General features: G+C 68.9%; 15 protein-coding genes and 1 pseudogene. 11 read left to right on the top strand and 5 right to left on the bottom strand.

Features of this window, described 5'->3' with window-relative positions; genetic code table 11:
* The first annotated feature begins 157 nt into the window (after positions 1-157).
* The 5 genes from MQH10_RS00490 to MQH10_RS00470 all read left to right on the top strand — a co-directional run bounded on the left by MQH10_RS00490 (position 158) and on the right by MQH10_RS00470 (position 9,250).
* The gene (locus MQH10_RS00490) at positions 158-1,195 is read left to right on the top strand and encodes a zinc-dependent alcohol dehydrogenase family protein (RefSeq protein WP_242562112.1); all 1,038 of its coding nucleotides are present in this window, start codon (positions 158-160) and stop codon (positions 1,193-1,195) included.
* Positions 1,196-1,344: 149 nt separating this feature from the next.
* Positions 1,345-2,883: an NAD(P)-binding protein gene (locus MQH10_RS00485; protein WP_242562367.1), complete on the top strand. Its 1,539-nt coding sequence runs from the start codon at positions 1,345-1,347 to the stop codon at positions 2,881-2,883.
* Positions 2,884-2,885: 2 nt separating this feature from the next.
* Positions 2,886-6,497, top strand: a complete 3,612-nt coding sequence (gene nifJ / locus MQH10_RS00480; protein ID WP_242562111.1) for a pyruvate:ferredoxin (flavodoxin) oxidoreductase — start codon at positions 2,886-2,888, stop codon at positions 6,495-6,497.
* Positions 6,498-6,522: 25 nt separating this feature from the next.
* The gene (locus tag MQH10_RS00475; RefSeq protein ID WP_242562110.1) at positions 6,523-7,527 is read left to right on the top strand and encodes a dihydroorotate dehydrogenase-like protein; all 1,005 of its coding nucleotides are present in this window, start codon (positions 6,523-6,525) and stop codon (positions 7,525-7,527) included.
* 271 nt (positions 7,528-7,798) lie between these two features.
* Positions 7,799-9,250 (top strand): phospholipase D-like domain-containing protein, encoded by a 1,452-nt coding sequence (locus MQH10_RS00470; protein WP_242562109.1) that lies wholly within the window; start codon positions 7,799-7,801, stop codon positions 9,248-9,250.
* 32 nt (positions 9,251-9,282) lie between these two features.
* Here the strand turns inward: MQH10_RS00470 and MQH10_RS00465 are convergent, their stop codons facing one another.
* A complete protein-coding gene (locus tag MQH10_RS00465; protein WP_242562108.1) occupies positions 9,283-10,866 on the bottom strand; it encodes an oleate hydratase in 1,584 nt (527 codons plus the stop codon).
* Between the two features lie 350 nt (positions 10,867-11,216).
* On the opposite strand from MQH10_RS00465, the gene MQH10_RS00460 reads away from it, so the two are divergent.
* From MQH10_RS00460 to MQH10_RS00440, 5 genes are all read left to right on the top strand, one after another.
* Positions 11,217-13,604 (top strand): phosphoketolase family protein, encoded by a 2,388-nt coding sequence (locus MQH10_RS00460; protein WP_242562107.1) that lies wholly within the window; start codon positions 11,217-11,219, stop codon positions 13,602-13,604.
* A 65-nt stretch (positions 13,605-13,669) separates the two neighbouring features.
* Positions 13,670-14,500: a universal stress protein gene (locus MQH10_RS00455; RefSeq protein ID WP_242562106.1), complete on the top strand. Its 831-nt coding sequence runs from the start codon at positions 13,670-13,672 to the stop codon at positions 14,498-14,500.
* 42 nt (positions 14,501-14,542) lie between these two features.
* The gene (gene gnd, locus MQH10_RS00450) at positions 14,543-15,535 is read left to right on the top strand and encodes a phosphogluconate dehydrogenase (NAD(+)-dependent, decarboxylating) (protein WP_242562105.1); all 993 of its coding nucleotides are present in this window, start codon (positions 14,543-14,545) and stop codon (positions 15,533-15,535) included.
* 114 nt (positions 15,536-15,649) lie between these two features.
* A complete protein-coding gene (locus MQH10_RS00445; RefSeq protein WP_242562104.1) occupies positions 15,650-16,456 on the top strand; it encodes a universal stress protein in 807 nt (268 codons plus the stop codon).
* A 42-nt stretch (positions 16,457-16,498) separates the two neighbouring features.
* Positions 16,499-16,744, top strand: a complete 246-nt coding sequence (locus tag MQH10_RS00440) for a hypothetical protein (RefSeq protein ID WP_242562103.1) — start codon at positions 16,499-16,501, stop codon at positions 16,742-16,744.
* A 68-nt stretch (positions 16,745-16,812) separates the two neighbouring features.
* Here the strand turns inward: MQH10_RS00440 and MQH10_RS00435 are convergent, their stop codons facing one another.
* Both MQH10_RS00435 and MQH10_RS00430 read right to left on the bottom strand, forming a co-directional pair.
* A complete protein-coding gene (locus MQH10_RS00435) occupies positions 16,813-16,953 on the bottom strand; it encodes a hypothetical protein (RefSeq protein WP_242562102.1) in 141 nt (46 codons plus the stop codon).
* Positions 16,954-17,080: 127 nt separating this feature from the next.
* Positions 17,081-18,580 carry a Fic family protein gene (locus tag MQH10_RS00430; protein ID WP_242562101.1) on the bottom strand — a complete coding sequence of 500 codons (1,500 nt, stop codon included), beginning with the start codon at positions 18,578-18,580 and terminating at the stop codon, positions 17,081-17,083.
* 121 nt (positions 18,581-18,701) lie between these two features.
* Here MQH10_RS00430 and arsC point away from each other — a divergent pair, with 121 nt between their 5' ends.
* Positions 18,702-19,118, top strand: a complete 417-nt coding sequence (gene arsC / locus MQH10_RS00425) for an arsenate reductase (glutaredoxin) (protein WP_242562366.1) — start codon at positions 18,702-18,704, stop codon at positions 19,116-19,118.
* A gap of 218 nt (positions 19,119-19,336) precedes the next feature.
* Here the strand turns inward: arsC and MQH10_RS00420 are convergent, their stop codons facing one another.
* On the bottom strand, positions 19,337-20,980 hold the full coding sequence (locus MQH10_RS00420; protein ID WP_242562100.1) for a phosphohexomutase domain-containing protein: 1,644 nt from the start codon (positions 20,978-20,980) through the stop codon (positions 19,337-19,339).
* Positions 20,970-25,714, bottom strand: a pseudogene (locus MQH10_RS00415) (glycoside hydrolase family 94 protein). Before MQH10_RS00415 ends, MQH10_RS00420 begins: the two are co-directional and overlap by 11 nt.
* Between the last annotated feature and the right edge of the window lie 283 nt (positions 25,715-25,997).

The raw sequence follows: 25,997 nt of genomic DNA, 5'->3' as shown, positions 1-25,997 counted from the left end.
CCTCCAGATGGCCCGAGGTGCGGGTGGGTTGGCCCACGGCCCGGCGCCGCTCGGACCCTTCAAAGCGGCCGCGCCGACCACGTTCGGTTCCCCTCGCTCTTTAAGCGTAATGGGCAGGCGCGTGCGGCGTCTTTCAGTTCATTCGCAGGAGGATGTGATGAAGGCGTTCGTCTATGGCGGCCCGGGGGTGAAATCGCTTGAGGATCGCCCCAAGCCGCAGATCCAGGCGCCCGGCGACGCGATCGTGCGGATCACCAGGACGACCATCTGCGGCACGGACCTGCACATCCTCAAGGGTGACGTCGCCACCTGCGCGCCCGGCCGGATACTGGGCCACGAGGGGGTCGGCGTGATCGACGCGATCGGCGCGGGTGTGAGCGCGTTCAAGGTGGGCGATCGCGTGCTGATCTCCTGCATCTCGGCCTGCGGGCGCTGCGAGAATTGTCGGCGCGGCATGTATTCCCACTGCACGACGGGGGGGTGGATTCTCGGCAACCAGATCGACGGCACCCAGGCCGAGTATGTTCGCACACCGCACGCCGACACCAGCCTCTATCCGATCCCCCCCGGCGCCGACGAGGAGGCGCTGGTCATGCTGAGCGACATCCTGCCGACCGGCTTCGAATGCGGGGTGCTCAACGGCAAGGTCGCCCCTGGCTCGACAGTGGCGATCGTCGGCTCCGGGCCTGTCGGTCTGGCCGCGCTGCTCACGGCTCAGTTCTATGCGCCGGCGGAGATCATCATGATCGATCTCGATGACAACCGGCTCGGGATCGCGCGCCAGTTCGGCGCCACCCAGACCATCAACAGCGCCGACGGCCGCGCCGCCGAGACCGTCATGGCCCTGACGTCAGGGCGCGGCGTCGACACCGTGATCGAAGCGGTCGGCTTGCCCGCGACGTTCGAACTCTGCCAGGACCTGGTGGCGCCGGGCGGGATCATCGCCAACGTCGGAGTCCATGGCCGCAAGGCCGACCTGCACCTGGAGCGGCTCTGGGCGCAGAACATCGCTATCACCACCCGGCTGGTCGATACGGTGACGACGCCGATGCTGTTGAAGACGGTGCAGTCGAAAAGGCTCGATCCGAGCCTGCTGATCACCCACCGCTTCACCCTGGACCAGATCCTGGAGGCCTACGACACCTTCGGTCGGGCGGCCGACACACAGGCGCTGAAGGTGATCATCGCGGCCTGATCGGCGGCGAGCGCGGTGGGAGACTGAACCAGCCATGGACCGGTGTAGATGAGTTCGGGACAGCACCTCGATTTCACCCGTCTGATTGACCTTGCGGCCGAGCCCGGCGCCGACCGGTCCGAACGCGGCAGCCAGTCTATGTCGAGCTCCTGGCGCCATGCAGCAATGCCTGCCCGGCCGGGGAGAATATCCAGGCCTGGCTCGCCCTGGCCCAGGCCGGACGGTATCGCGAAGCCTGGCAAACCCTCGTGGCGGACAATCCCCTCCCCTCCGTCCACGGGCGGGTCTGCTACCACCCGTGTGAGAGCAGCTGCAACCGGGCGGCCGTCGACAGTGCGGTGTCGATCCACGCCGTCGAGCGCTTCCTCGGCGACCGGGCCCACGAGGAGGGCTGGACCCTGCCGATCGTAGCGCCGGCGTCCAGCAAGCGCGTGCTCGTCGTCGGGGCGGGGCCGAGCGGGCTTTCCGCCGCCTATCACCTGATCCGCCTTGGGCATGAGGTCGAGATCCACGAGGCCGGCTCTTTGCCTGGCGGGATGATGCAGTTCGGAATCCCAGCCTATCGGCTGCCGCGCGACCATCTGCTGAAGGAGATCCGGGCGATTGAGGCGATGGGCGTCAGGATCATCCTGAACCACAAGGTCGAGGATGTGCTCGCCGAGCAAGCCAGCGGCGGCTTCGACGCCGTCTTCCTGGCGATCGGCGCGCAGATCGGCAAGCGCATCGACATCCCGGCCGAGGACGCCTCACGGCTGTTGACCGCGGTCAGCCTGCTGCGCGGCGCAGCCAGCGGCGAGGCGCCCAAGCTCGGCCGCCGCGTGGTCGTGTACGGGGCGGGCAACACCGCCATGGACGCCGCGCGGAGCGCCAAGCGGCTCGGGGCGGAGGAAGCCCTCGTCGTGTTCGTCTCAGATCGCGCGCACATGGAAGCCCGCGCCTTCGAGGCCGAAGAGGCCGTCGAGGAAGGCGTCAAGATTAAGTGGCTGACGCGTATCAATGCGCTCGAAGGGGCCGACCTGACGGTGGAGCGCATGGCGCTCGACGCCGAGGGGCGGCCGCAACCGACGGGGGAATTTGAGACCCTTCCGGCCGACGCCGTGGTGCTGGCGCTGGGCCAACAGGTCGAGCGGGCCTTGCTGGACAACATTCCCGGCGCGACGTTCCAGCCGGACGGCGCGGTCGTTGTGGATCGCAACATGATGACGGGGCACGCCGGGATCTTCGCCGGCGGCGATATGGCGCCGGGCGCTCGGACCGTCACGGCCGCGGTCGGCCACGGCAAGACTGCCGCGCGGCGCATCGACGCCTGGCTGCGCGCCCACCCGGCTCCGGAGGCGCAGACGCCGCCCGTGGTGTCCTTTGATATGTTGCACCTGCCCGTCTACAGCGACGCCGCACGGTCAGTTCAGACCGAGCTGCCGCTGGCCGAGCGCCGGACCGGCTTTGCGGAGGTGCAGGCCGGCCTCGGCGAGAACGACGCGCGCTACGAGGCCAAGCGTTGCCTCTCCTGCGGCGCCTGCTTCGAGTGCGACCAGTGCTACGCGGCCTGCCCGGAGCAGGCCATCGAGAAACTCGGCCCGGGCCTGCGCTACCGCTTCCTTTATGACCGCTGCACGGGCTGCGCCGTATGCTTCGAGACCTGCCCCGTCCACGCGATCGAAATGATCCCCGAGCCGGAGCGAGGCTGAAGATGCCGACTCCCATCGAGGCGCCACGCACCCAGACGATGGACGGCAACACCGCGGTCGCGCATGTCGCCTACCGGGTGAACGAGATTTGCGCGATCTATCCGATCACGCCCTCCTCGACGATGGCCGAGCTCGCCGACGAGTGGTCCGCCCAGGGCCTGTGCAACATCTGGGGCAATATCCCGGTTGTCCAGGAGATGCAGAGCGAGGGCGGCGCCGCAGGCACGGTCCATGGCGCCCTGCAGTCGGGCGCCCTGACGACGACCTTCACGGCGTCCCAGGGGCTGATGCTGATGCTGCCCAACATGTTCAAGATCGCCGGAGAGCTGACCTCCACCGTGTTCCACGTTGCGGCGCGGGCGCTTGCGACCCAGGCCCTGTCGATCTTCGGCGACCACTCCGACGTCATGGCGACGCGGACGACCGGGTTTGCGCTGCTGTCCTCGGCCTCGGTGCAGGAGGCCCACGACGCGGCCCTGATCGCCCAGGCAGCCACCCTGCAGTCGCGGGTGCCGTTCCTGCACTTCTTCGACGGGTTCCGCACCTCGCACGAGGTCAACAAGATCGAGCTCGTGTCCGACACGCAGATCCGGGCGATGATCGACCAGGACCTCGTGCGTGCGCACCGGGGGCGCGCGCTCAGCCCGGAGCATCCCTTCATCCGTGGCACCGCGCACAATCCGGACACCTTTTTCCAGGCCCGCGAGACGGTGAATCCCTACTATGCCGCGACGCCCGCCATCGTGCAGGCGGCGATGGATCGCTTCGCCGACCTCACCGGCCGCGCCTACCGGCTGTTCGAATATGAGGGACCCGCTGACGCCGAACGGGTGATCGTGCTGATGGGCTCCGGCGCGGAGACCGCCCGCGAGACCGCGGCAACGCTAGCGGAGGCGGGCGAGCGGGTGGGCGTGCTGCAGGTGCGCCTCTACCGGCCTTTCGCCGTCGAGCGCTTCCTGGAAGCCCTGCCGGAAACGTGCCGCGCGGTGGCGGTGCTTGAGCAGACCAAGGAGCCCGGCGCGCCCGGGGAGCCCCTCTACCTCGACATCGTGACCGCCCTCGCCCAGGCGGTGGCCGGCGGGCGGCGCCGAACGCTGCCGCGGGTGATCGGCGGCCGCTACGGCCTGGGCTCGAAGAACTTCAGCCCCGCTCAGGCGAAGGCGGTGTTCGACGAGCTGGGCCGGGCGGCGCCACAGACAGGGTTCACCGTCGGCATTGACGACGATGTTTCACACACGAGCCTGAGAGTGGATGCCGATTTCTCGCTGGAGCGGGACGATGTCGTGCGCGCCCTGTTCTTCGGCTTAGGGGCGGACGGCACGGTCGGAGCCAACAAGAACAGCGTCAAGATCCTGGCGGACGATCCAGACCGGTTCGCCCAGGGCTATTTCGTCTACGACTCCCACAAGTCGGGCGCCCAGACCATCTCCCACCTGCGCTTCGGCAAGGCGCCGATCCGCGCCCCCTATCTGATCGAATCGGCCAACTTCATTGCCTGCCATCAGGCGAATTTCCTCGATCGCCTGGACGTGCTCCGCCTGGCCGCGCCGGGCGGGGTCTTCCTGCTCAACACCCCGCATGGACCCGACGCGATCTGGGACCACCTCCCGCGCGGGCTGCAGGCGCAGATTGTCGACAAGCGGCTGCGATTTTTCGTGATCGATGCGTCCCAGGTCGCCCGTGCGGTAGGCCTCGGCGGCCGTATCAACACCGTCTTGCAGACCTGCTTTTTCGCCATCTCCGACGTACTGCCGCGGGAGGAGGCCATCCGGCGGATCAAGCACGCCATCGAGGAAAGCTACGCCACCCAGGGCGAGAAGGTCATCCGCCAGAACTTCGAGGCCGTCGACCAGGCGCTGGCCAACCTCTTCGAGGTGAAGGTTCCCAGCGCGGTCACCAGCGCTTTCGACCAGCCGCCCATCGTGCCCGCCCGAGCCCCGGCTTTCGTCCATGACATCACCGCCCAGATCATGCGCGGCCGCGGCGACGACATCCGCGTCGGCCAGATGCCCGTCGATGGGACTTTCCCCTGCGGGACCGCGGCCTTCGAGAAACGCAACATCTCGGACATCGTGGCGGCCTGGGATCCGGACCTTTGCGTCCAGTGCGGCCAGTGCAGTTTCGCCTGCCCACACAGCGTCATCCGCGCCAAGTACTATGACGAGGACGCGCTCGCGGCGGCGCCGGAGAACTTTAAGTCGGCGCCGGTCAACAGCCGGGGCAATCCGAACGTGCGGTTCTCGCTGGAGATCTATCTGGAAGACTGCACCGGCTGTGGCGTCTGCGTCGAGGCCTGCCCCGCACATAGCGCCATCGATCCCGGCCGCAAGGCGATCAATCTCACCGACAAGGCGCCCATTCTCGAAAGCGGCCGAGCCAACATCGCATTCTTCGAGACCCTACCGGTCAATGACCGTACGGCCGTCGACTTCGCCAATGTTCGCGGCGTGCAGTTTCTTGAACCGCTGTTCGAATTCTCCGGGGCTTGCGGCGGGTGCGGTGAGACGCCCTATCTCAAGCTGCTGTCGCAACTGTTCGGGGACCGGCTGCAGATCGCCAATGCGACGGGCTGTTCCTCGATCTACGGCGGCAATCTGCCGGTCACGCCCTGGACCAAGGACGCCGCCGGCCGCGGCCCTGCCTGGTCCAATTCGCTGTTCGAGGACAATGCGGAGTTCGGGCTGGGCTTCCGGCTCGCCGCCGACAAGCACCTGGACGTGGCGAGAGCCTTGCTGCGGCGACTGGCGCCTCGCGTCGGCGAGGATCTGGCGAGCGCGATCCTGGCCACGCCCCAGGACCGCGAATCCGAACTGCGCGCCCAGCGCGCTCGCGTCGAGACGCTGAAGCAGAGGCTTGCCGCTTTCGATGACGAGATGTCGCGCGACCTGCTGTCCGTGATCGACCATCTGGTCCGGCGCAGCATCTGGATCGTGGGCGGCGACGGCTGGGCCTACGACATCGGTTATGGCGGGCTCGACCACGTGCTGGCGAGCGGCCGCGACGTCAATCTGCTGGTGCTCGACACCGAGGTCTATTCCAATACCGGCGGCCAGGCTTCCAAAGCGACCCCCCTGGGCGCGGTCGCCAAGTTCGCGGCGGCCGGCAAGCGGGTGGCCCGCAAGGATCTGGCGCTCCAGGCCATCGCCTATGGCGACGTCTATGTCGCGCAGGTGGCGATGGGGGCCAATCCCCAGCAGGCGCTGCTCGCCTTCCGCGAGGCCGAAGCCTATCCGGGACCCTCGCTGATCCTCGCCTACAGCCATTGCATCGCGCACGGTTTCGACCTGCGCTACGGCATGAAGCAGCAGGACCTGGCGGCGGCGAGCGGCTATTGGCCGCTGTTCCGATTCAATCCCGCTATGCGCAGCGCCGGAGAGCGGCCGTTCCGGCTGGACTCGCCACGTCCGACGATCCCGTTCAAGGCCTATGCCTACAACGAGCTTCGCTATCGCGCCCTCGCCAGCACGGATCCCGCCGCCGCCGAAACGCTGCTCGCCCAGGCGCAGCAGGTCGTAACCGAGAAGTACCGCCAGTACGAAGAGCTCGCGAGTCGTGGGGGCGAGTGCTTCCATCCGGACTGCGGCCATGCCGGTCCTGATCGGCGGCCGGTCTGACGCGGCGTCGAGAGGGAAACCCGCCATGGACCTGACCACCCGCTATCTGGGCCTTCGGCTGCGCAACCCGCTGATCGCCTCGGCCTCGCCGCTTAATGGCGAGCTTTCCACCTTGCGGGCGCTCGAGGACTACGGCGCCGGCGCTGTCGTCCTGCCCTCGATCTTCGAAGAACAGGTCGTGGCGGAGCAACGGCACGTGGAGCAGCTCATGCAGCCCTCTGCAAGCGGGTTCGCCGAGGCGCAGAGCTATTTTCCGGTTTACGGGGGCTACGGCTTCGGGCCGGGGCGCTACCTCGAAACGATCCGCCGCGCCAAGGCGGCGCTCGCCATCCCAGTGATCGCCAGCCTCAACTGCGTGACAGCTGACGGCTGGGCCGACTATGCCCGCGACCTGGAGTCGGCCGGCGCGGATGCGATCGAACTCAATATCTACGTCGTCGCCGCCGAGCTGTCGCTAACAGGCGCGGCGGTCGAGCAGCGCCATCTGGACGCTGTGCGCGCGGTGAAGGCGTCGGTCCAAACGCCCGTGGCGGTGAAGATCGGCCCCTACTTCAGCGCCCCGGGTGCGATGGCTCTGGCCCTGGCGGCGGCCGGCGCCGACGGGCTGGTGCTGTTCAACCGCGTCTATCAGCCGGACATCGACATCGTGACGCTGCGGCGCTCGCTCAATTTGGACCTCAGCACCCCGGCCGAGATGCGGCTGCCGCTGATGTGGACCTCCATCCTGCATGGCCGCACGGGGGCCTCCCTCGCGGCGAGCACCGGCGTCGAGTCGGCCGAGGACGTGTTCAAATACCTGTTGGCGGGCGCGGACGCAGTGATGACCACCTCCGCCCTACTGCGCCACGGGCCGCGCCACATGGGCCCGCTCGTGGCGGGGCTAGGGGACTTGCTCACCGCGCGGGGTGTCGATCGGGTGGACCAGGTGCGCGGGCGGATGAGCGAGCATGTTCTAGGCGACGCAGCCGGGCTTGCGCGGGACAGTTATATCCGCATGCTGCAGGGCTATCCGGCCGCCCAATCTTCATAGCTTCGCATAGCCAAGGGACTGTGTCGGCAGCGAAGGCGTGGTTTGCGGCGGGCGCTCGCCAAAGGCTGGGCCGCGACGGGCGGGTGGCGTTGGCGAACGCCCCCGGGGTGAGCGAGGATGCAAGTCGCCGCCGACCTCCGGTGATCGCCCTGCAGCCGGAGACGCGCGGCGGTCACCTGAAAGCCCTTCGAGCGCCGCCGACAGGGCCGCAGCGGGCGGGACAAGCGAGCGGTCGGCGCCATTTTCGCCAAGGCGCGGGGAATGAACCACGATGACCATGTTCAGGGCTGGGGAGACTTGCTGGCGGGTCGCGTCAGCCGATCGAGCCGCGCTGCTGGTGGCGTCCCAACCCTATTTCACGGCCGCGCTGCGCGCGATGGAGAAGGCGCGCCATTCCATCCTGCTCCTGGGGTGGACGTTCGATCCGCGGACCCGGTTGGCGCCCGACGGCCAGATGGGCTCCGACGAGCCCGACGAGATCGGACGCGTGCTGCTGCGGCTGTCGGAAACCCGTCCACACCTCGACATCCGGCTGCTGATCTGGAAATCGGCCCTGCCGGTCGCGGCCACCCAGCAGTTCTTTCCACACGCGGCTCGCGGCTGGTTCTCCGGCACGCGAATAAAATTCTGCCTCGACGATCAGATCCCCTTTGGCGCCTGTCAGCACCAGAAGGTGCTGGTGATCGACGACCGCCTGGCCTTCTGCGGCAGCGGTGACATCAGCGTCGATCGCTGGGACACGTCCATGCACCTCCAGGAGGACCTGCGGCGAATCCTGCCGACGCGGTTGTTTCATCCGCCACGCCACGAACTGATGCTGATGGTGGACGGCGCAGCCGCCCGATCTTTGGGCGAGCTGTTCCGAGAGCGTTGGCGGCGTGTCGCGGGTGAAGCGCCGGCCTTGGCGCCGCGGCGCGGCCCCGACCTGTGGCCGCCTGAGGTGTCTCCGGATCTCGCCAATTTGGAAATCGCCATTTCGCGAACTTTGCCCGGCTGGCGCGGGCAGGCGCGCGTCGACGAGATTCGCCGGTTGACACTCGAGAGCATCGCCCAGGCCCGCCAAGCCATCTATCTGGAGAACCAATATTTCACCTCGCCCGTGGTCACCGACGCTCTGGCCAAGCGCCTGTCGGAACCGAACGGGCCGGAAGTCGTGCTGATCACGACGGGACAAGCCCCGAGCTGGTTCGATCGCCTGACCATGGATCGCGTGCGCGGCGCCATGCTCGCGCGGTTGCGTGCCGCCGACCGGTTTGGCCGGTTCCGGGCGTTCTCGCCGACCACGTCTGGCGGTCGCGAGATCATCGTGCACTCCAAGTGCAGTATCTTCGATAACCGGGTCCTTCGCGTCGGCTCGGCGAACCTGAACAACCGCTCATTCGGGTTCGACAGCGAATGCGAACTTGGCGTCGAGGCGAGCGCCGCGGCCGCGCAAGCCGGCGTCGAAGAGCTCCGCGATCGGCTGGTGGGACACTTCCTCGGGGTCGCTCCCGAGATCGTCGCGCGGGCGCGGGCGCGACACGGCGGCCTCGGGCGGGCGATCGACAGCCTCAATGCCGCACAACGGCTAAAGCCGATCCCGGCCCTGCGCCGGAACCTGGCCGATCGGATTATCACCACCTACCACATCGGCGACCCGGCAGACGTCAGCGACGCTTGGCGGCCTGGCCGGCGACGGCGACGGCTCCAGGCCCTCGAACGCGGCGAAGCGCAGAACAGCTAAGGCCGCGGCTGTGGCCGGATCCTCGATCTCGATCAGCTGTGCAGCGCGCGGAAGGCGGCCACCAAGTTTCGGGGATCAAGGTGACCCTTGTAGACCGCCGGCGGCTCGCGATCGAGGCCGAGGAGACTGTACACGGCCGCCATCGCCGAGCGCACGGAGTATTCGACCGTGAACACCACGTCGTGCGGCAGCTCGACGAACTGGCCGAGAAGGCCCAGGTTGAGATAGCCCTCGGGGCGCACCTGGGGCCGGTCCCCAGGCCGCCGCCTGAGAAATTGGCTGGTGATGAACGGCATCATACAGGGCAGGCAGACGGCGTCCGCCAACAGCGCATCGGTTCGCGCCCGCTGGCCCAGCTGGCCGATCAGCTCGATGAGCAGTTCCCGTCCCGAGCACTGCGCCATCGGCTTCTTGACGAAGTCACCGGGCCGATCGACGCGAAGGCCGTAGCCCCAGAAGACCGCCACGTCAGAGGGCTGGCTCAAGAAATGCGGCTGGTGCGGCACGACGATCGACATCAACCAGGCGGAATCGGCGAAGGTCACCAGACCGCCCTCCCCTGGCACATTGCCCGTGAAGTCGCGGATCACCTCGAGAAGCTCCGGTCGTCTCAGCGTAGCTGTGAAGGAGAGCCATCGGGATTCCTCGACACGGTCGCAGAACGCGGCTGGATTGCCGAGTTCGGGCCGTCGCACGGCGATCCGCTCCCAGAGGCCCCAGGCGGGTCCGTCCTGTTTTGCCTTTGGCGGCGCGGGCTGGTCCATCGACCCTTCGCTCGAGGCGTCGGTCATCGAGCCCAGGGTGACGAACACCAGGTCGCCGGGGGCGACCGCGCGACGCCCTGTCCTGCCCCGACGCGCCAGACGTAGCGCCGCGACCGCTTGCCCCCCGCCGGCGTCGACGAACTCCAGATCGGTGACCTGGGTGTCCAGTTCGAAGCGTACGCCGTGCGACTCCAACCACTTGCGCAACGGCCGCACCAACGAGTCATGTTGGTTGTAGACCGTCCGCATGATGCCTTCGAGGCGATTGAAGCCCGAAACCAGGTGCGCGAAGCGGATCAGATAGCGGCGAAGCTCGACGGCGCTGTGCCACGGCTGGAACGCGAACGTCGTGGCCCACATGAACCAGAAGTTCGTCTCCAAGAACGCGGCGTCGAAATGATCGGCGATGCGGCTGTCCCCTAGCAGCCGTTCCGGTTCCAGAACCAGCTTCTCAAGCGCCAGGATATGGCGTTCCTGCATGCCGAAGTCCGGCGCATCAAGGCGTCGTCCGTCACGCACCAGGCGGGCGGTCGAGTGGGTCTTCAGCGTTTCGGTGAACTCGAAGATCTCCTGCGTGACCGTGCGGCTCTCGTCGAGCGTGGGGATGCTGGCGAAGAGGTCGTAGGTGCAGAGATACTTGGGCTCCAGCATCCGCCCGCCGCGGATCATATAGCCGTGCTCTGGGTCGCCCGCGCCGTCGAGACTGCCGCCCAGACGCGACAGGGCCTCGAAGATGGTGATGTTTCGGCCCACCAAGTCTCCATCGCGGATCAGGACCGCGGCGGCGGCGAGCGAGGCGATGCCGCCGCCTACGAGATAGGCCCGCGTCTGGCTTCGATCGGGCTGAGACATTTGGGGACTCCCTGTGGGGCGCGGATGGAAACCCCAGTGGATGACAGACAAGCCGAGGCCTTGCCTAAGACGTCTGCCGGCGCACGAGCTTACGGCCCAACACGCCCGATTCGCGCATCGGCTGTGCACCGACCTCTGGCGACGGCGACGACGGCAGTTGGGTTCGGCTCCTCCCCTGGCTCGGCCTCGGACACCGCGGATCGATCCGACGGGCCTCGTGCTGAAGAACCTGAGCTCACCGAGAAGGTGATGGCCGGAGGATCCTTCGGCGCCCGGGCGTCGCGCCGCTGTAAGCAGAGGACCGCGGCGGCGTCTGGTTCGCAAGCCCGCAGCCTCGCAGGAGAACGCCTGTGGAAACCCCCACGCCCCCGACCGACGCCGCCTCCGACCGTGACGTCTGGCGCGCTGGATTTGGCGTCATTGCGCATGACGTGACCACCAGGGTCCGCATCGATGCCCTCGCCGACCGTCTCGTCGCCGCCGGCGCCGTCGCCGAGCGCGATGAGGTCTTCCGCATCCTGGCCGCCGCCGATCGGCTCGCGAACGCCGCCATGTGGCTGGTCGTCCACATGACCTATGCGGGCCGTGTCGATCCGCTCGGCGCGCCGCTGTCCGCCGATGATTTCAAGGCTGCCCCGGAAGGCCACACCGGCGGCTCGCTCAATATGGTCCCGGCCTATATCGGCTATCTGGCCGCCGACGCGCTGACCGGGACCACGCGCTCCTGGATCATGGGCCAGGGCCATTGCGTGGCAGCCATAGAGGCCGTGAACACGCTCATCGGCAATCTCTCGCCGGCGCAGGAGGGCCGCTACGATCGCAGCGCCGCAGGCCTGAGCCGCCTGGTCACCGACTTCTACGGCTATGCGGTCGATCCGCAGGGACGGCCGGCCGCGCCGATCGGCAGCCACGTCGGCGTACACACCGCCGGCGGCGTCTCGGAAGGAGGTTACCTCGGCTTCGCCGAGGTTCAGTATGTCCACATGCCTTTGCCGGGCGAAACCCTGGTCGCCTTCCTGAGCGACGGGGCCTTCGAGGAGCAACGGGGCGCGGACTGGTCGCCGCGCTGGTGGCGCGCTGAGGACAGCGGCGCTGTTGTCCCGATCATGATCCTCAACGGACGCCGCATCGAACAACGCACCGAGATCGCCCAGGAGGGCGGCGCGTCCTGGCTCGAGTCCCACCTGGCCATGAATGGCTTCTCGCCCTTCGAGATCGACGGGCGAGATCCGGCGGCGTTCGCCTGGGCGGTCCTCGAAACCGAGACTCGGCTGGCCGCGTTTGCGACGGGGGGCGGGAGCTATCCCGCCCCCCTGCCGTACGTCGTCGCGCGCACGATCAAAGGCTTCGGTTTTCCAGGCGCTGGCACCAACCTTGCGCACAATCTGCCGCTGCCGGCCAATCCCCACGACGACGCGGCGGCGCGGGACACCTTCAACGCCGGCGCGCGGCGGCTCTTCGTGCCGCCCGAGGAGCTCGACACCGCCGCAGCGGCGTTCAATCTGCACGAGGCGCAAGGCCGCCCGCGGGAACGCGATCACCCGCTGGCGGTTCGGCATCCGCCCGCCCCGCGGCTGCCGGAACCCGCCTGGGCCGCGCCCGATGCGCCGCCGCACTCGCCCATGAAGGCGCTCGACGACTATTTCGTCGAGGTGATCGACGCCAACCCGGCGCTTCGCGTGCGGGTTGGCAACCCTGACGAAATGCGCAGCAATCAGATGGGACGAGCCCTCGATCGCCTGCGTCATCGGGTGAACCGGCCCGAGCCGGGCGCCGCGGAATCCACCACGGGTGCGGTCATCACGGCCCTCAATGAGGAGGCTGTCGCCGGCGCGGCGCTGGGCAACAAGGGCGGCCTCAATCTGATCGTCAGCTACGAGGCCTTCGCGGCCAAAATGCTGGGCGGCCTACGGCAGGAGATCCTCTTCGCCCGGCGGCAGAAGGAGATCGGCCGGCCGCCGGGCTGGCTCGGCGTGCCGCTCGTGGTCACCTCCCACACCTGGGAGAACGCCAAGAATGAGCAATCCCACCAGGACCCCACCCTGCCGGAAGCCTTGCTGGGCGAGATGTCGGACACCGCGCGGGTGCTGTTCCCGGTCGATGGGAACAGCGCCGTGGAAGCGCTTCGGCAGGTCTACGGCGACCGCGGCGCGATCGGCTGCATCGTCGCCCCCAAGCGTCCGATCCCGCCGGCGCTGTCCGGCGCGCAGGCCCGCGCAGGCTTCGCCCAAGGGGCGGTCCACGTCCTGGGCGACTCGAAAGCCTGCGACCTGCAGCTGGTCGCGGTCGGCGCCTACCAGCTGCAGGAAGCACTCAAGGCCGCCGAGCGGCTGACGGCCTGGCGCGACACCGTCTGCGTCACCGCGATCCTGGAGCCTGGACGTCTGCGCGAGCCACGCGACGAACTGGAAGAGGCCTTCACCTTGCCCGACCGGGGCCTGGAGGCGCTCTTTCCCGCCGACCAGCGCCGGCTGATCGTCTCGCACACCCGGCCGGCGCCGATGATCGGGCTGCTGCGGCGGCTCGACGGTGGACCCGCCCGGACCCGCGTCGTGGGCTACATCGGGCGGGGCGGCACGCTCGACACCTTCGGCCTGCTGTTCGCCAATCGATGCACCTGGGGGCACATCGCTCTTCAGGCTGCGCGCCTGCTCGAGCTCCCTCCCTCGGACCTGCTGTCAGGACCCGAATTGGAAGCGGTCACCGGCGTCGGGGATCCCCAAGTGCTCCGCCGCTGATCGAGCCTCGTGGATCCGTTCGCACGCCGTGCGGCCTCGTCTGGAACAACTTCGGAGAGCCAATCATGACCTATGTCAGTCTGCTCGTCCCGGTCGAGGCCGATCCCGCCGCGGACTCTCGGCTCGCGCTCGCGGTCTCGCTCGCGAACCGGTTCCAGGCGAGGTTGATCGGCGTCGGCGCGGAAATGTGGCGGACTCCCATCCTCGCCGCACCGTTCGACGGCGGCTACGGCGTCGGCGAACTCATCGCGGCGGGCGAGGCTCAAGCGGAGGCGGACCTCAACGCCGCTGAGCGTCGGTTCAAGGCCGCGGCGGGCGCCGTGGCGGCAGGCTCGGCGTGGCTTGAGGCGGTCCGTTGGCCGCTGAACGAGGTCGCCGCCGAGGCCTGCGCGGCCGACCTGATAGTGACCAGCCGTGGATCGCACGCCGCCGAAGCCGGCATTGTCCTCGCTGGGCTGGTGCTCGAGGCCGGTAGGCCTGTGCTGATCGCTCCGCGTCATAAGCATGAACTCAAGCTACAGACGGTGCTCGTGGCGTGGAAGGATGCGCGGGAGGCGCGCCGGGCCGTCATGGACGCCGTGCCGCTGCTGAAGCGCGCCGATCGCGTCATTGTGGCGGGGATCTGTCCCCACGAGGCGGAGACCGCGACGGCGGCGCGGCTTGAACAGGTCTCCGACTATCTGCAACGCCACGGCGTGCGTGCATCGACCAAGGTCAGCCTCGAAGTGAAAGGCGTCGGCCCGGCCGACCAACTGTTGGAACTTGCCGACGAGGTTCGCCCCGACCTGATCGTCGCCGGCGCCTACGGCCACACCCGCCTGCAGGAATGGGTGTTTGGCGGCTTCACCAAGGCCTTGCTCGCCCAGGAGGATCGAGCCGTCCTGTTGAGCCACTAAACCCGTCGCCTCTCGCGCACTGATAAGAACGGAGTCGTCGACATGCAGCTTGGCATCATTGGTCTTGGCCGCATGGGGTCGAGCCTCACCAGACGGCTGCTGGGCGCCGGCCATGCCTGTGTCGTGTATGACATCGATCCGACGTTAATATCGAGCCTGGTCGCCGAAGGCGCGGTGGCGGCCGACAGCTTGGTCGACCTGGTTCGCCAGTTGACGCCGCCGCGACGGATCTGGGTCATGTTGCCGGCCGGCACGGCGACCGAGGCTACCATCGCAGCCCTCGGTGAGATGCTGGCGCCCGCCGACACCATCATCGATGGCGGCAACACCGATTTTCGCGACGACATCCGACGCGGCCGCGAGCTCGCCGCGCGCCACATCAGCTACGTGGATGTCGGGACCTCCGGCGGCGTCTGGGGCCTGACGCGCGGCTATTGCCTGATGGTCGGCGGACCGGCCGCCACCGTCACGGATCTGGACCCGATCCTGCGCGACCTGGCGCCCGGCCCGGGCGACCTGCAGCGCACCGCGCGCGCCGAAGGCTCCGACCTGCGGCCGGAACTCGGCTACGTCCACGCAGGGCCCGTGGGCGCGGGGCACTTCGTCAAGATGGTGCACAACGGCGTCGAGTATGGCCTGATGCAGGCCTATGCCGAGGGCTTCGACATCCTGCGCGGGCGGGCCTCGGAGGTTCTGCCGGCCGAGGCCCGCTTCGACCTCAACCTGGCCGACATCGCCGAGGCCTGGCGGCGCGGCAGCGTGATCTCCTCCTGGCTGCTGGATCTGGCGGCCCAGGCGCTGGCGTCCAACCCAGGACTGGACGGCTTCTCGGGCCGGGTGGCCGATAGCGGCGAAGCCCGCTGGGTCGTCGAGGCGGCCATCGAGGAAGCGGTGCCCGCGGATGTCCTGGCCACCGCCCTCTTCGCCCGGTTCCGGTCGCGCGAAGATCACACTTTCGGCGAGCGGCTCTTGTCGGCCATGCGCGCCGCGTTCGGCGGCCACCGCGAGCCGCCGCCGCAGGGGCAGAACCAATAGTGGTGAGGTTTGCGACAGGCTTGATCTCGCGCAACGCGGCGACGCCTCGTCGGCGCAAGACTGGCGGTGGCGGGCGCAGCCACGATCCCTACACACCCATGGACAGGCGATCAGATGAGCTACAAGACCATCCTCATTCACGTGGAGCCGAGCCCGGCGTCGGAAGCGCGGCTGCAGGCGGCGGTCGGGCTGGCGGCAAAGCTGCAGGCCGAGCTTGTCGGCGTCGGCGGGCGCGAGCCGCTGATCGCGGTTGAGCCGCTCGCCGCAGACTTCGGCGGGGCCTATGGTGTAGAGGCCTGCGCCGAGGCCGACGCGAGTCTGCTCGCCGAGGCCGAGGCCAGCTTCCGCAAGCTGGCGCCTGGCGCAATCTGGCGCCCGGCGGCGCGGTATCCGACGGACGCACTCTGCGACAACGCAGCGCGGGCCGACCTCGTCATCGTAGGGCTGGAACACGCCCCGCGAGACTTTGCGCCGAATCCTGCCGAAACGGTGTTGCGGGTCGGTTTGCCGGTGATCGCGCTTCCCGCGCAGCATTCGGAGATCGCTTATGGGCGCATCCTCATCGCCTGGAAGGACACGCGCGAGGCGCGGCGCGCCGTCAGCGATGCGTTGCCGCTCTTGCAGCGGGCCCGTGACGTGACTGTCGTGAGCGCCTCGACACCTTCCGAGATGGCCGTGACGAAGGCGTCCGTCGACAATCTCATGGACCGCCTCGCCCGCCACGGTGTCACGGCGCGCGCCGAGGTCCGCTCTACCCGGCGCGATCCTGGGGACGAGCTCGTCAATTTCGCGGCCTCTGGTGGAGCGGACCTGATCGTGGCCGGCGCGTTCGGGCACAGCAGAGCCGGCGAGTGGCTCCTCGGCGGCGTGACCCAGACCCTCCTTGAGCAGTCTAGCGCGGCCGTGCTGTTCAGCCACTGACGCGGGGAATTCTGGCGGGCGTCCTTGTCCGGTGGCGTGGCGATGCCTTTGACACCCGCGCATCAGGCCGACCTGGAGACGGTCGAGGCGGTCTGGCGGGCGGCCTGGGACGCCGAGGTGGCCCAGGCCGATCCCTGGCATACCCGCCAGCTGGTGCTGGTGACCGGACTGCTCCTGCCGGTCTGGAACAGCCTCCGGCCAAGCAGACCGGCGTCCGGCGCCTCAAGCCCCCCGACGGCCAGCGCTGGCTCGGCCGGGTCCTCGACGGTGGCCAGGTCCCCGGGGTGAAGATTGCCCTGGGCCTGACCGATACGGCGAGCGCCGCCGGCGATAGCGCCGCGCCAGCGCGATCGTGCTCATGGGGACAGCTCGATCGCGCTGGCGGGCGGATTGTGGCTGCGCGGGGCGAAGGTGATGGATGGCCATCGCCTGGAGATCGTCGGCGCGGCCTCGCAGCGCTCGGCCTTCACCGTGCTCGGCCGCTTCGTCGAGATCATCAACTACACCCCTCGCGTCTACGTCCCCACGGGGTCGCCGTCCGCAGCTCCGGCGTGCCCCGGTCGGGCGTTGGGCGGCGCCCCTTGCACGTTAGGCCCGGCCAAGGCTCGAGCCCTCGCTGACGGCTTAGGTGGTGTAAGCATCGGGCAGCTTGAGCCTGATCCCCCGGTCGTCCGCTTCCACGGGATCCATGAATGCATTGGAGCTGTCCAGGACCGCCCGGGTTTGGTTCAGGTCTCCCCAAGGCACGGCTGACACCCACCGCTGGGCGAAGTCCAGGGTGCGCACCAAGGTCGTCGGGTTGTTCACGTTGGATAGCGCCTTGAGCGCGCTCAGGTAATTGCTGCGGAAGATGGTGGGGATGACGATCCGCTCCTCACCCGCAGCGACCAGTTCAGCATTCATCATGATGCGCGCGATGCGGCCGTTCCCGTCCGCGAAGGGATGCACCTCGGAGACCAGGAACATCATGTAGACGGCGCGCGCGAACGCAGTCTCGAGGCTGGGGTAGAGATCGAAGCCGCGGACCAGGGTCCCCTCGACATGCGCCGGATCGACGAAGAGCGTCTGGCCGGCCCGATTGGCCTCCCGTTTGAATACCCCCGGGGCCTTGTCCGGCCGGGCGGCCATCAGGGCCGCGTGGCGGGTCTTCAGCAGGTCGAACAAGGTCGCGGGATCGCGTGGCGTGCGCACCATCTCGACCGGGTCGGAGACTAGCCGCCAAGTCCCAAGGATGTCGTGAGCGTCCTGCGGCCGGTCCCGGGGGATGACGTTACGGAAGACAATATCGGCGGCCTCGCCCACCTCGAACTCGGTGCCTTCGATGAAGTTGGAGAAGTAGGCTTCGAAGAAGGCCAGGGTCGCACGGCCCTCGCCATCGCGTTCCCGCACCGAACGGCTTACCGGCGCGGTCGCGCGGAGCTCGCGATGCAGCAGCTCGAACAGCTTCAGCCGGTCGGGATCGTAGGGCGCGCCCGCGTGGCGCGCCTGGGCGCGATCGGTGAGAAGCGACTCTTCCCGCGTGCCGAGCAAGGCGCCGACCAGCCTCTCGAACGCCTCGAATTCGGCCTCGCGGCCGATGAGCGGTGCGATCTTCCGGGCCTCGTCTCGCAGGCGGTTCAAGGCGTCGGGGCCGCTGCGCCGGACCAGGTCGTCCAGGCGCCCTTCGATCTCTTCCCGGCTCAGTGTGCGGCTGACCTCGCCGCTGCGCCGACGGGAGGGGGCCATGTTGTCGAGGTAGGCGCGGGCCACAGAAGACAGGAAAAGGCCGCCGATGAACGGCTGGTCCGAGTCCAACGGCGCAGGTCCCTTGCGCGGCTTGATGGTCACCCCCGGAAGCACGATGTCGCGCTTGCGATCCGAGATCACATAGATGGACCCATCCGCGGCCGGGACGTTCTCGATGGCGGTGCGGTCGGCAATCAGGGCGCCGGGCACGTAGGCCGCCACCATCGGCCAGAGGTGGCGCCGGATGATCTGTTCCGGTGCGTCCTTGAGGTTCTTGGTGTAGAGTTTCGATCCAATCTGCCGAAGCCTGCCCTGGCGCACGCCTCGGGACACGGTCGTCGAGAGTTCCGTCGTCGAGACGAACACCTCGGGAAGCGCGTCGATCGGATTTTTGGGCATGAACTGGACTCCCAAAGCCCCGATTAGCAAATAAATGGGGTTTAAGCTCGTATTTTTGCAAACTTTTGGGAATTAAGTCTCTAAGACGCATTGTCTGTGCGACCAGGACTGACCTGCCACCCTGAGCGACAATTTTCGGATCACCATCTATCACAACCCGGCCTGCGGCACGTCGCGCAACACCTTGGCCATGATCGAGGCGGCGGGCTATGCGCTCAAGGTCGTCGAGGATCTGAAGAGCGTCTGGACGCGGCCGCAACTGGGCGACCTGCTGACCCGCATGGCGGCGAGGCTGCGCGACATCCTGCGCGAGAAGGGCACGCCCGCCGACGACCTTGGCCTGCTCGATCCTGACGTTTCGGACGAGCAGATCCTCGCCGCCATGGTGGAGTATCCGATCCTCGTGAACCGGCCCATCGTGGCGACCCCCAAGGGGGTCAAGCTCTCGCGGCCCTCCGAGGTTGTCCTCGCTCTGTTGGACCGTAAGCCCGGCTTCACCAAGGAAGATGGCGAGGTGGTGATCCCGCCGTCGCGGTGAGATAGTCGTCGAATTGCTGAGGGCGTCACGGTCGTTGCGGGCATCCCCATACCGTCGACCTCGCCGGTCTTTCTCGTCGTCGGCTTCCATGTCCTGGGCGGCTTGACCTGCGTCGCAACCGGCGCGGTCGCCATGCCCGCGCCGCCGATGTCGCCACCCTGGCGCTCGAGATGGTCCGGGATGCAAACATGATCGGCGGCCTCAGTTGCGCGCGCCGGTCACCCCTCGCCAAGGGCGCGGTGGATCGCCGTCTGCGCCTCGTCCTGCAAGGCCGCGAGGTGCTCCTGGCTGCGGAAGCTCTCCGTATAGAGCTTATAGAGCGGTTCGGTGCCGGAGGGCCGGGCGGCGAACCAGCCGTCCGCGGTCCGAACCCTCACGCCGCCGATCGGCTCGCCCGCCGCTGTCGTCGTCTCCACCGCCAGCACGGGCTCGCCCGCCACCCGGACGAGCTTGACGTCTTCGGGCCGCACGGCTTGCAGCCGCGCCTTCTGCGCGGGCGACGCGGGTGCGTCGATCCGCGCATAGAAAGACTGGCCGACGTCGGCCGCGACCCGGCGGTAGGCGCCGCCCGGGTCCTCGCCCGTCCGCGCCAGCATCTCGGCGGCGAGCAGCCCCAGGCTGAAGCCATCCTTTTCGGTCACCCAGAGCCGCCCGTCGCGACGACGAAATACGGCGCCGGCGCTCTCTTCGCCGGCGAAGGCGAGCCGGCCCGCGCTGAGGCCCTCGACAAACCAGCGAAAACCGACGGGGGTTTCCAGGCTGGATCGGCCGAGGCGCCGCGCCAGCCGCGCCAGGAGCTCGGTCGTGACGACCGTCTTGCCCAGTCCCAGCTCGGGCGCCCACTGCGGGCGGTGGGCGAACAGAAAGGCCGCCGCCGCGGTGAGGTAGGCGTTCGACGCGAGAAGCCCCTCGCTGGGCGTGACCACGCCGTGGCGGTCGGCGTCCGGGTCGTTGCCGAAGGCGACGTCGAAGCGAGATCTCAGCTCGACGAGCCGGGCCATGGCGTAGGGCGAGGAGCAGTCCATGCGGATCTGGCCGTCATGATCGGCCGGCATAAAGGCGAAACGCGGATCAATGACCGGGTTTACGACTTCGCCCGCCAGCCCGTAGCGCTCGAGGATCAGCGGCCAGTAGTCGGCGCTCGCGCCGCCCAGCGGGTCGATGCCGATGCGAACCCCCGCCGCGGCGATGGCCTCGACATCGACGACGCTGGCCAAGCCGGCGACGAAGCGTCCCCGGAAGTCGTGGCCGGTGACGCTCCCGCTGCGCACCGCCAGTGCGAACGATCGGCGCGGCCGCGGCGCCGCGGCCAGGCGGACATTCGCCTGGCGCTCGATGATCGAGGTCACGGCCGGCTCGGCCGGGCCGCCATGCGGCGGATTGTACTTCAGCCCGCCGTCCTGCGGCGGATTGTGCGACGGGGTGATGACCACGCCGTCCGCCCAACCGCTCACCCGGTCACGGTTGTGCTCGAGAATGGCCAACGATACGGCGGGCGTCGGGGTGAACCCGCCTCGCGCATCGATCCGCAGCGCCACGCCGGCCGCGACGAACACCTCGACCGCCGTCTCAAAAGCCGGCCGTGACAACGCATGGGTGTCGTAGCCCAGGAACAGCGGCCCATCCACGCCGCGCGCAGCCCGCACGTCGCAGATCGCTTCGCAGATGGCGCGCACGTGGGCGGCGTTGAACGTCCGCGTGAACGCCGAGCCCCGGTGTCCCGAGGTCCCGAACGCGACCTGTTCCAAGGGCGATGCCGGGTCCGGCGCCTCCGCCTCGTAGGCTGTGAGGAGACGCGCGACATCGATGAGATCGGCCTCGGCCAATCGGCGGCCGGCGCGGGGATCGGGATCAGCCCGCATCGTCGTTCTCCGACAGCGGTCCCAGCCGCACCCGCACCTCATGCGTCTGGCCGTCATCCAGGAGAGGCAGGCGCAGCGGCCGGGTCTCCAGCGGCGCGCCGTCGAGGTCCGCCTGCGCCACGCCCCTGCACACCTGCTGGGGGTTCTCCAGGGTAATCGCATAGACGCTGGCGCCATGGCGGTATCGCACCTTGAAGCCGGCCCAGTGATGCGGGATGCACGGATCAATCTCCAGCGCCTGGCCGCGCCGCCGCAGGCCCAGCAGGCTCTCCAGGCCGGCCCGGTAGAGCCATCCCGCCGCCCCGGTGTACCAGGTCCAGCCGCCCCGGCCGCGGTGCAGCCCATGGGCGTAGATATCCGCTGCGACGGCGTACGGTTCGACCTTGTAGCGCTGCGCCTCCGAGCGTGTGCGGCTGTGATTGATCGGGTTCAACATGGCCATCAGCGCGCCGGCGCGGTCGCCCAGTCCCAGGCCGGCCAGGGCCATCACCGTCCAGGCCGCCGCATGGGTGTACTGTCCCCCATTCTCGCGAACGCCTGGCGGATAGCCCTTGATATAGCCCGGGTCCTCGAGGCCAGCGTCGAACGGTGGCGCAAACAGCAGCGCAAGGCTGGCGTCCGGGTCGATCAGCTCGCGCTCGACTGCGTCCAGCGCGGCGCGGCTGCGGATCGGATCGCCGGCCCCTGACAGCACCGACCAGGATTGGGCGATGGCGTCGATGCGACAAGCCTCGCTCGCCGCAGACCCCAAGGGCGCGCCATCGTCGTACCAGCCCCGCAAGTACCAGTCCCCGTCCCACGCCTGGCTCTCCAGCGCGCGCGCAAGTCCGGCCGCATGGGCGCGCCATTGCGCCGCACGCTCCGCCTGCCCTTGCCGTTCGGCGACCGGGGCGAATTGCGTAAGCGCCGCGTGCAGGAACCAGCCCAGCCAGACGCTCTCGCCGCGGCCCTGGCGACCAACCCGGTTCATCCCATCGTTCCAGTCGCCGCCGCCGATCAGCGGCAGACCGTGGCCGCCCAGCGCGAGGCTGGCGTCCAGCGCCCGGGCGCAGTGCTCAAAGACGCTGGCGGCTTCACCGAGGCCGGGGCGGAAGAAGCTTTCCATCTCTTGCGGCTTCAACGGTTCGCCCTCCAGGAATGGCGCGAGCTCGCCGAGCACGGTGTCATCTCCGGTCGCCGCGAGGTAGTGGGCGACCACCACGGGTAGCCAGATTCGATCGTCCGAAATCCGCGTGCGCACCCCTTGGCCCGAGTGCGGCAACCACCAGTGCTGGACGTCACCCTCGGGGAACTGCCGGCGCGCCGCAGGATCTGCTCGCGCGCCAGCTCGGGCGCCGCGGCGGCCACGGCCATGGCGTCCTGAAGTTGATCCCGGAACCCGTAGGCGCCGCTGGCCTGGTAGAAACCGGTCCGCGCCCATAGCCGGCTGGACACCGTCTGATAGAGGAGCCGGCCGTTCAGCATCAGGTCGAGCGCCCGATCCGGCGTCTCCACCTGCACCTTGTCCAGCACCCGCGCCCAGCCGTGCTCGACCGCGCCCAGCGCCTCGTCCAGATCCATCGCGCGGCAGCGGTCGACCAGGGCCCGGGCCGTCTGCGCGTCCTCCGCTTCCCCGAGCAGGAAGACAATCTCTGTGGTGGCGCCGGGTTCCAGCTCAAGATCGCGCTGCAGCACGCCACAGGGATCCAGGCCGGCTCCGGCCTTGCCCGTCAGACCGCCTGCGCCGGTCAGGCCTGCGGGCGCTGCGAGATCGCCGTTGCGGCCGATGAACTGCCGCCGATCCGCCGTCCAGGCGTCCGGCGGCGCGTCAGACGCGAGGAAGGCCACCCGCGTCGCGAACGCCGGATCCCACCTGTTCTGCGCGAAGATCGCCCCGCACGCTGGGTCCAGCTCGGTGATGACGAACGGCGCGGTCTGTGCACGATCCCGCCCCAGCACCCATTCGGCATAGGACACCGCCGAGAGGCGGCGCTGACGGGGAGAGTCGTTGCGAATCCTCAGGCGCGAAATCTTCACCGGCGCATCGGCGGCCACATAGACCGCAAGGTCCACCGCCAGCCCGCCCAGGCTGGTCTCGTAGCGGCTGTAGCCACGGCCGTGCCGGCAGACGTAGGTCGCGGTCGGCACCCGCACGGGCCAAGCTGTCGGGCTCCAGATCTCTTCTGAGTCGCGGTCGCGCAGATAGAGGGCCTCGCCACCCCGGTCCGAGACCGGATCGTTCGACCAGGGCGTGATCTGGTGTTCGCGGCTGTTCAGCGCCCAGCTGAAGCCGGAACCTTCCGCCGAGACGAGGCAGCCGAATTCCTTGTTGGCGATCACGTTGGTCCACGGCGCCGGGGTGGTCTGTCCCGGCCCCAGCACCACGACATATTCCGCGCGGTCGCGGGCGAAACCTCCGAACCCGTTGAAGGCTTCGAGGTCTGGGCGCGGCAGGGGCGGTCCGGCCGGCGCTGGCGCGGAACGCGCCGGCTGCGACGGCGACGGCGCCGCGGCCTCGCCGAGCCGTTGCAACTGCTCGCCTAGGCGCCCGCGTTGGGCAGAAAGCACCACGCGGGCGCAGGACAGTAATCTCGCCTGCAGATCATCCGGCAAGAGGTCCCCGCGCAGCACGAAGACCTGGCCGGCCAGTTGATCCTCCCCAGGCGGGCGCCGCGACTGGGTGGAGCGGACCAGCATCTCCAGCCCCACTTGGAGATCCTGTACATAGGACGCCGCGCGCTCGTTGAGGACGACGACGTCCACCGCCAGCCGCTTCAGGCGCCAGTATTCGGCGGCATGCAGGAGCTCGCGCGCGGTCTCCAGATGCTCGATGTCGGCGATCCGCAGCAGCACCAGAGGCAGATCCCCGGAAATCCCAAGGCGCCAAAGGTCGGGCTGTCCGCCCGCGCCCGCCACGATCACCTCCGACGGCGGGCGCAGGGCCGGCGAGGCGTAGAGCACGTGCCCGCCCAGCCGTTGGAACGTCTGCGCGTCCTGGTGACTGACGCCAAGGTGCCGTAGCTGCACCTGCGCGTGGGTCCAGGCGAGCGCCATCGCCCGCTCTGCCGACGAGGGATCGAGGTGCCGGTCGACCAGGTCAAGGATCGCCTCGCGCGAAGCGGCGGCGAACGTCCAGAAGGAGAGATGCGCCGTCGCGCCGGGCGCGAGCTTCAGCCGCCGCCGAAGCACAAAGGCCGGATCGAGGACGGCTCCGACCTGTCCCGTCAGCGGCCGGCCCTCCGTGACCGCCTGAGGCGCGCGCGCGGTGCGCCCGCGTCCCAGGAACCGGGCGCGATCGGTCTCGAACTCCAGCTTTCCCACCGTCTCGGCCTGGGTGACCAAGAGATGGGCGGCCCAGACCTGCGGCTCGTCGGGCGACCGCTGACGGCGGCGCGCGATCAGGGCGCCACCGCAGCCTGGGAGATGCTCGGTCTCGACGAACAGCTTGGAAAACGCCGGGTGGGCGGCGTCCGCGGCGGGCTCGGCCAGCGCCAGTTCGAGATAGGAGGTGACCTCGATCTCACGCTCGACGTCGCCGCCGTTGGTCAGGCACAGCCGACGCAGCTCCGCATCATCCTCGGGCGAGACCAGAACCTGCAACTGCGTGGTGATCTCTCCGTCGCGTCGCCAGATCTCGGCGTGGTCTTCGAAGAAGCTGACGCCATACGCCTCTGCGCCTTCGCCCACAGGCTGCGCGCCGGCCGACCAGATCTGACCGCTGCGCACGTCGCGCAGGTAGACGAAGCTGCCCCACCCATCCGTGGTGGCGTCTTCGCGCCAGCGGGTGATCGCCTGGTCGCGCCAGCGGCTGAAGCCCGCGCCCGCGCCCGTCAACCCGACGCTGTAGCGGCCGTTCGACATCAGATGGACCGCGGGCCTCCCGGTCTGGGCGCTGTCATACCGTCGCCCGAGCACCGGGCCAGCCTCTGCGGAACTGAGAACAGCTGGCGGCTGCGCGAGGGCGGCGCTCGGCGGTCGCACGTCGCGCGGCATGCGTTCGTGCAACAGAAGTTCGGCGGCCTGCACCATGGGCTCAGCATGGAAGCGCTCGCGCATCCGGCCCTCCAGGACCACGTTGGCGAGCGCGACGATCGTCATGCCTTGGTGGTGCGCCATGAAGGCGCGGACGACCGCGTTGGCCCGGCCCTCCGCGACACGCGAAGGCGTATAGTCCAGGGCCTCAAAGAACCCGTGCGCGCCGCCGGCCCCGGCGCTCTCCAGAGCGGCGAAGTTGGCGAGCGCCGCCGCCGGATCGAGCATGGCGGCGAGCGCGGTCGCATAGGGCGCCACGACCGCCTGCTCGTCGAGCCCGCGTTTGAGCGCGAGGCTCGGCAGGCCGAAGTTCGAATATTGGTAGGTGAGCTCGAGGTCGCGTGCGTTGAACGCCGATTCAGAGACGCCCCAGGGCCGCCCGTGGGCGCGCCCATAAGCGATCTGCTGGCGCACGACGGTCTGCAGCGAGCGCTCCAGGACACTGCCTATGGGGGAGCGCATCACCAGGGCGGGCATCAGATATTCGAACATCGAGCCCGACCAGGAGATCAGGGTGGGTCCGTCGTTGGTCGCGGTGACCGCGTGGCCGAGGCGGAACCAATGGCGGGCGGGCAGATCGCCTTTGGCGATCGCCACGAAGCTGGCGAGCCGGGCCTCGGAGGCGAGCAGGTCATAGCAGTTGGCGTCCTGCGCCGCCTCGGCGACGCGGTAGCCGATGGAAAGCAGCTTCCGCTCCGGGTCGAGCAGGAACGCGAAGTCCATGTCGAGAACGTAGCGGCGGGCGGCGGCTTCGAGGCTCGCCAGTCGTGCGTCGAGCCGTTCGTCTAGGCGGCCAGCGCTCTCGAGGCTTCGCACGGCCGCCGCCAACCAAACCAGGATCTCGCCGCCGGTCGGCGCCTCCGACAGCAAGCCTTCTGCCACCACGGTGAGCGCGGCCACACGGGCCAGCACGGTCGCCGAGCCGACCGTCAGCTGCCGCAGCTCGCCCGCGAGCGCAGCCATGTCGGCCTCCAAGCCGCGCAAGGCTTCGTGCGCCGAGGCTTTC

It is taken from the genome of Phenylobacterium aquaticum (assembly GCF_022695515.1).
Classification (GTDB): Bacteria; Pseudomonadota; Alphaproteobacteria; order Caulobacterales; family Caulobacteraceae; genus Phenylobacterium; species Phenylobacterium aquaticum.
The sequence above is the reverse complement of the archived record's forward strand: the minus strand, read 5'-3'. Positions and strand labels throughout refer to the sequence as shown.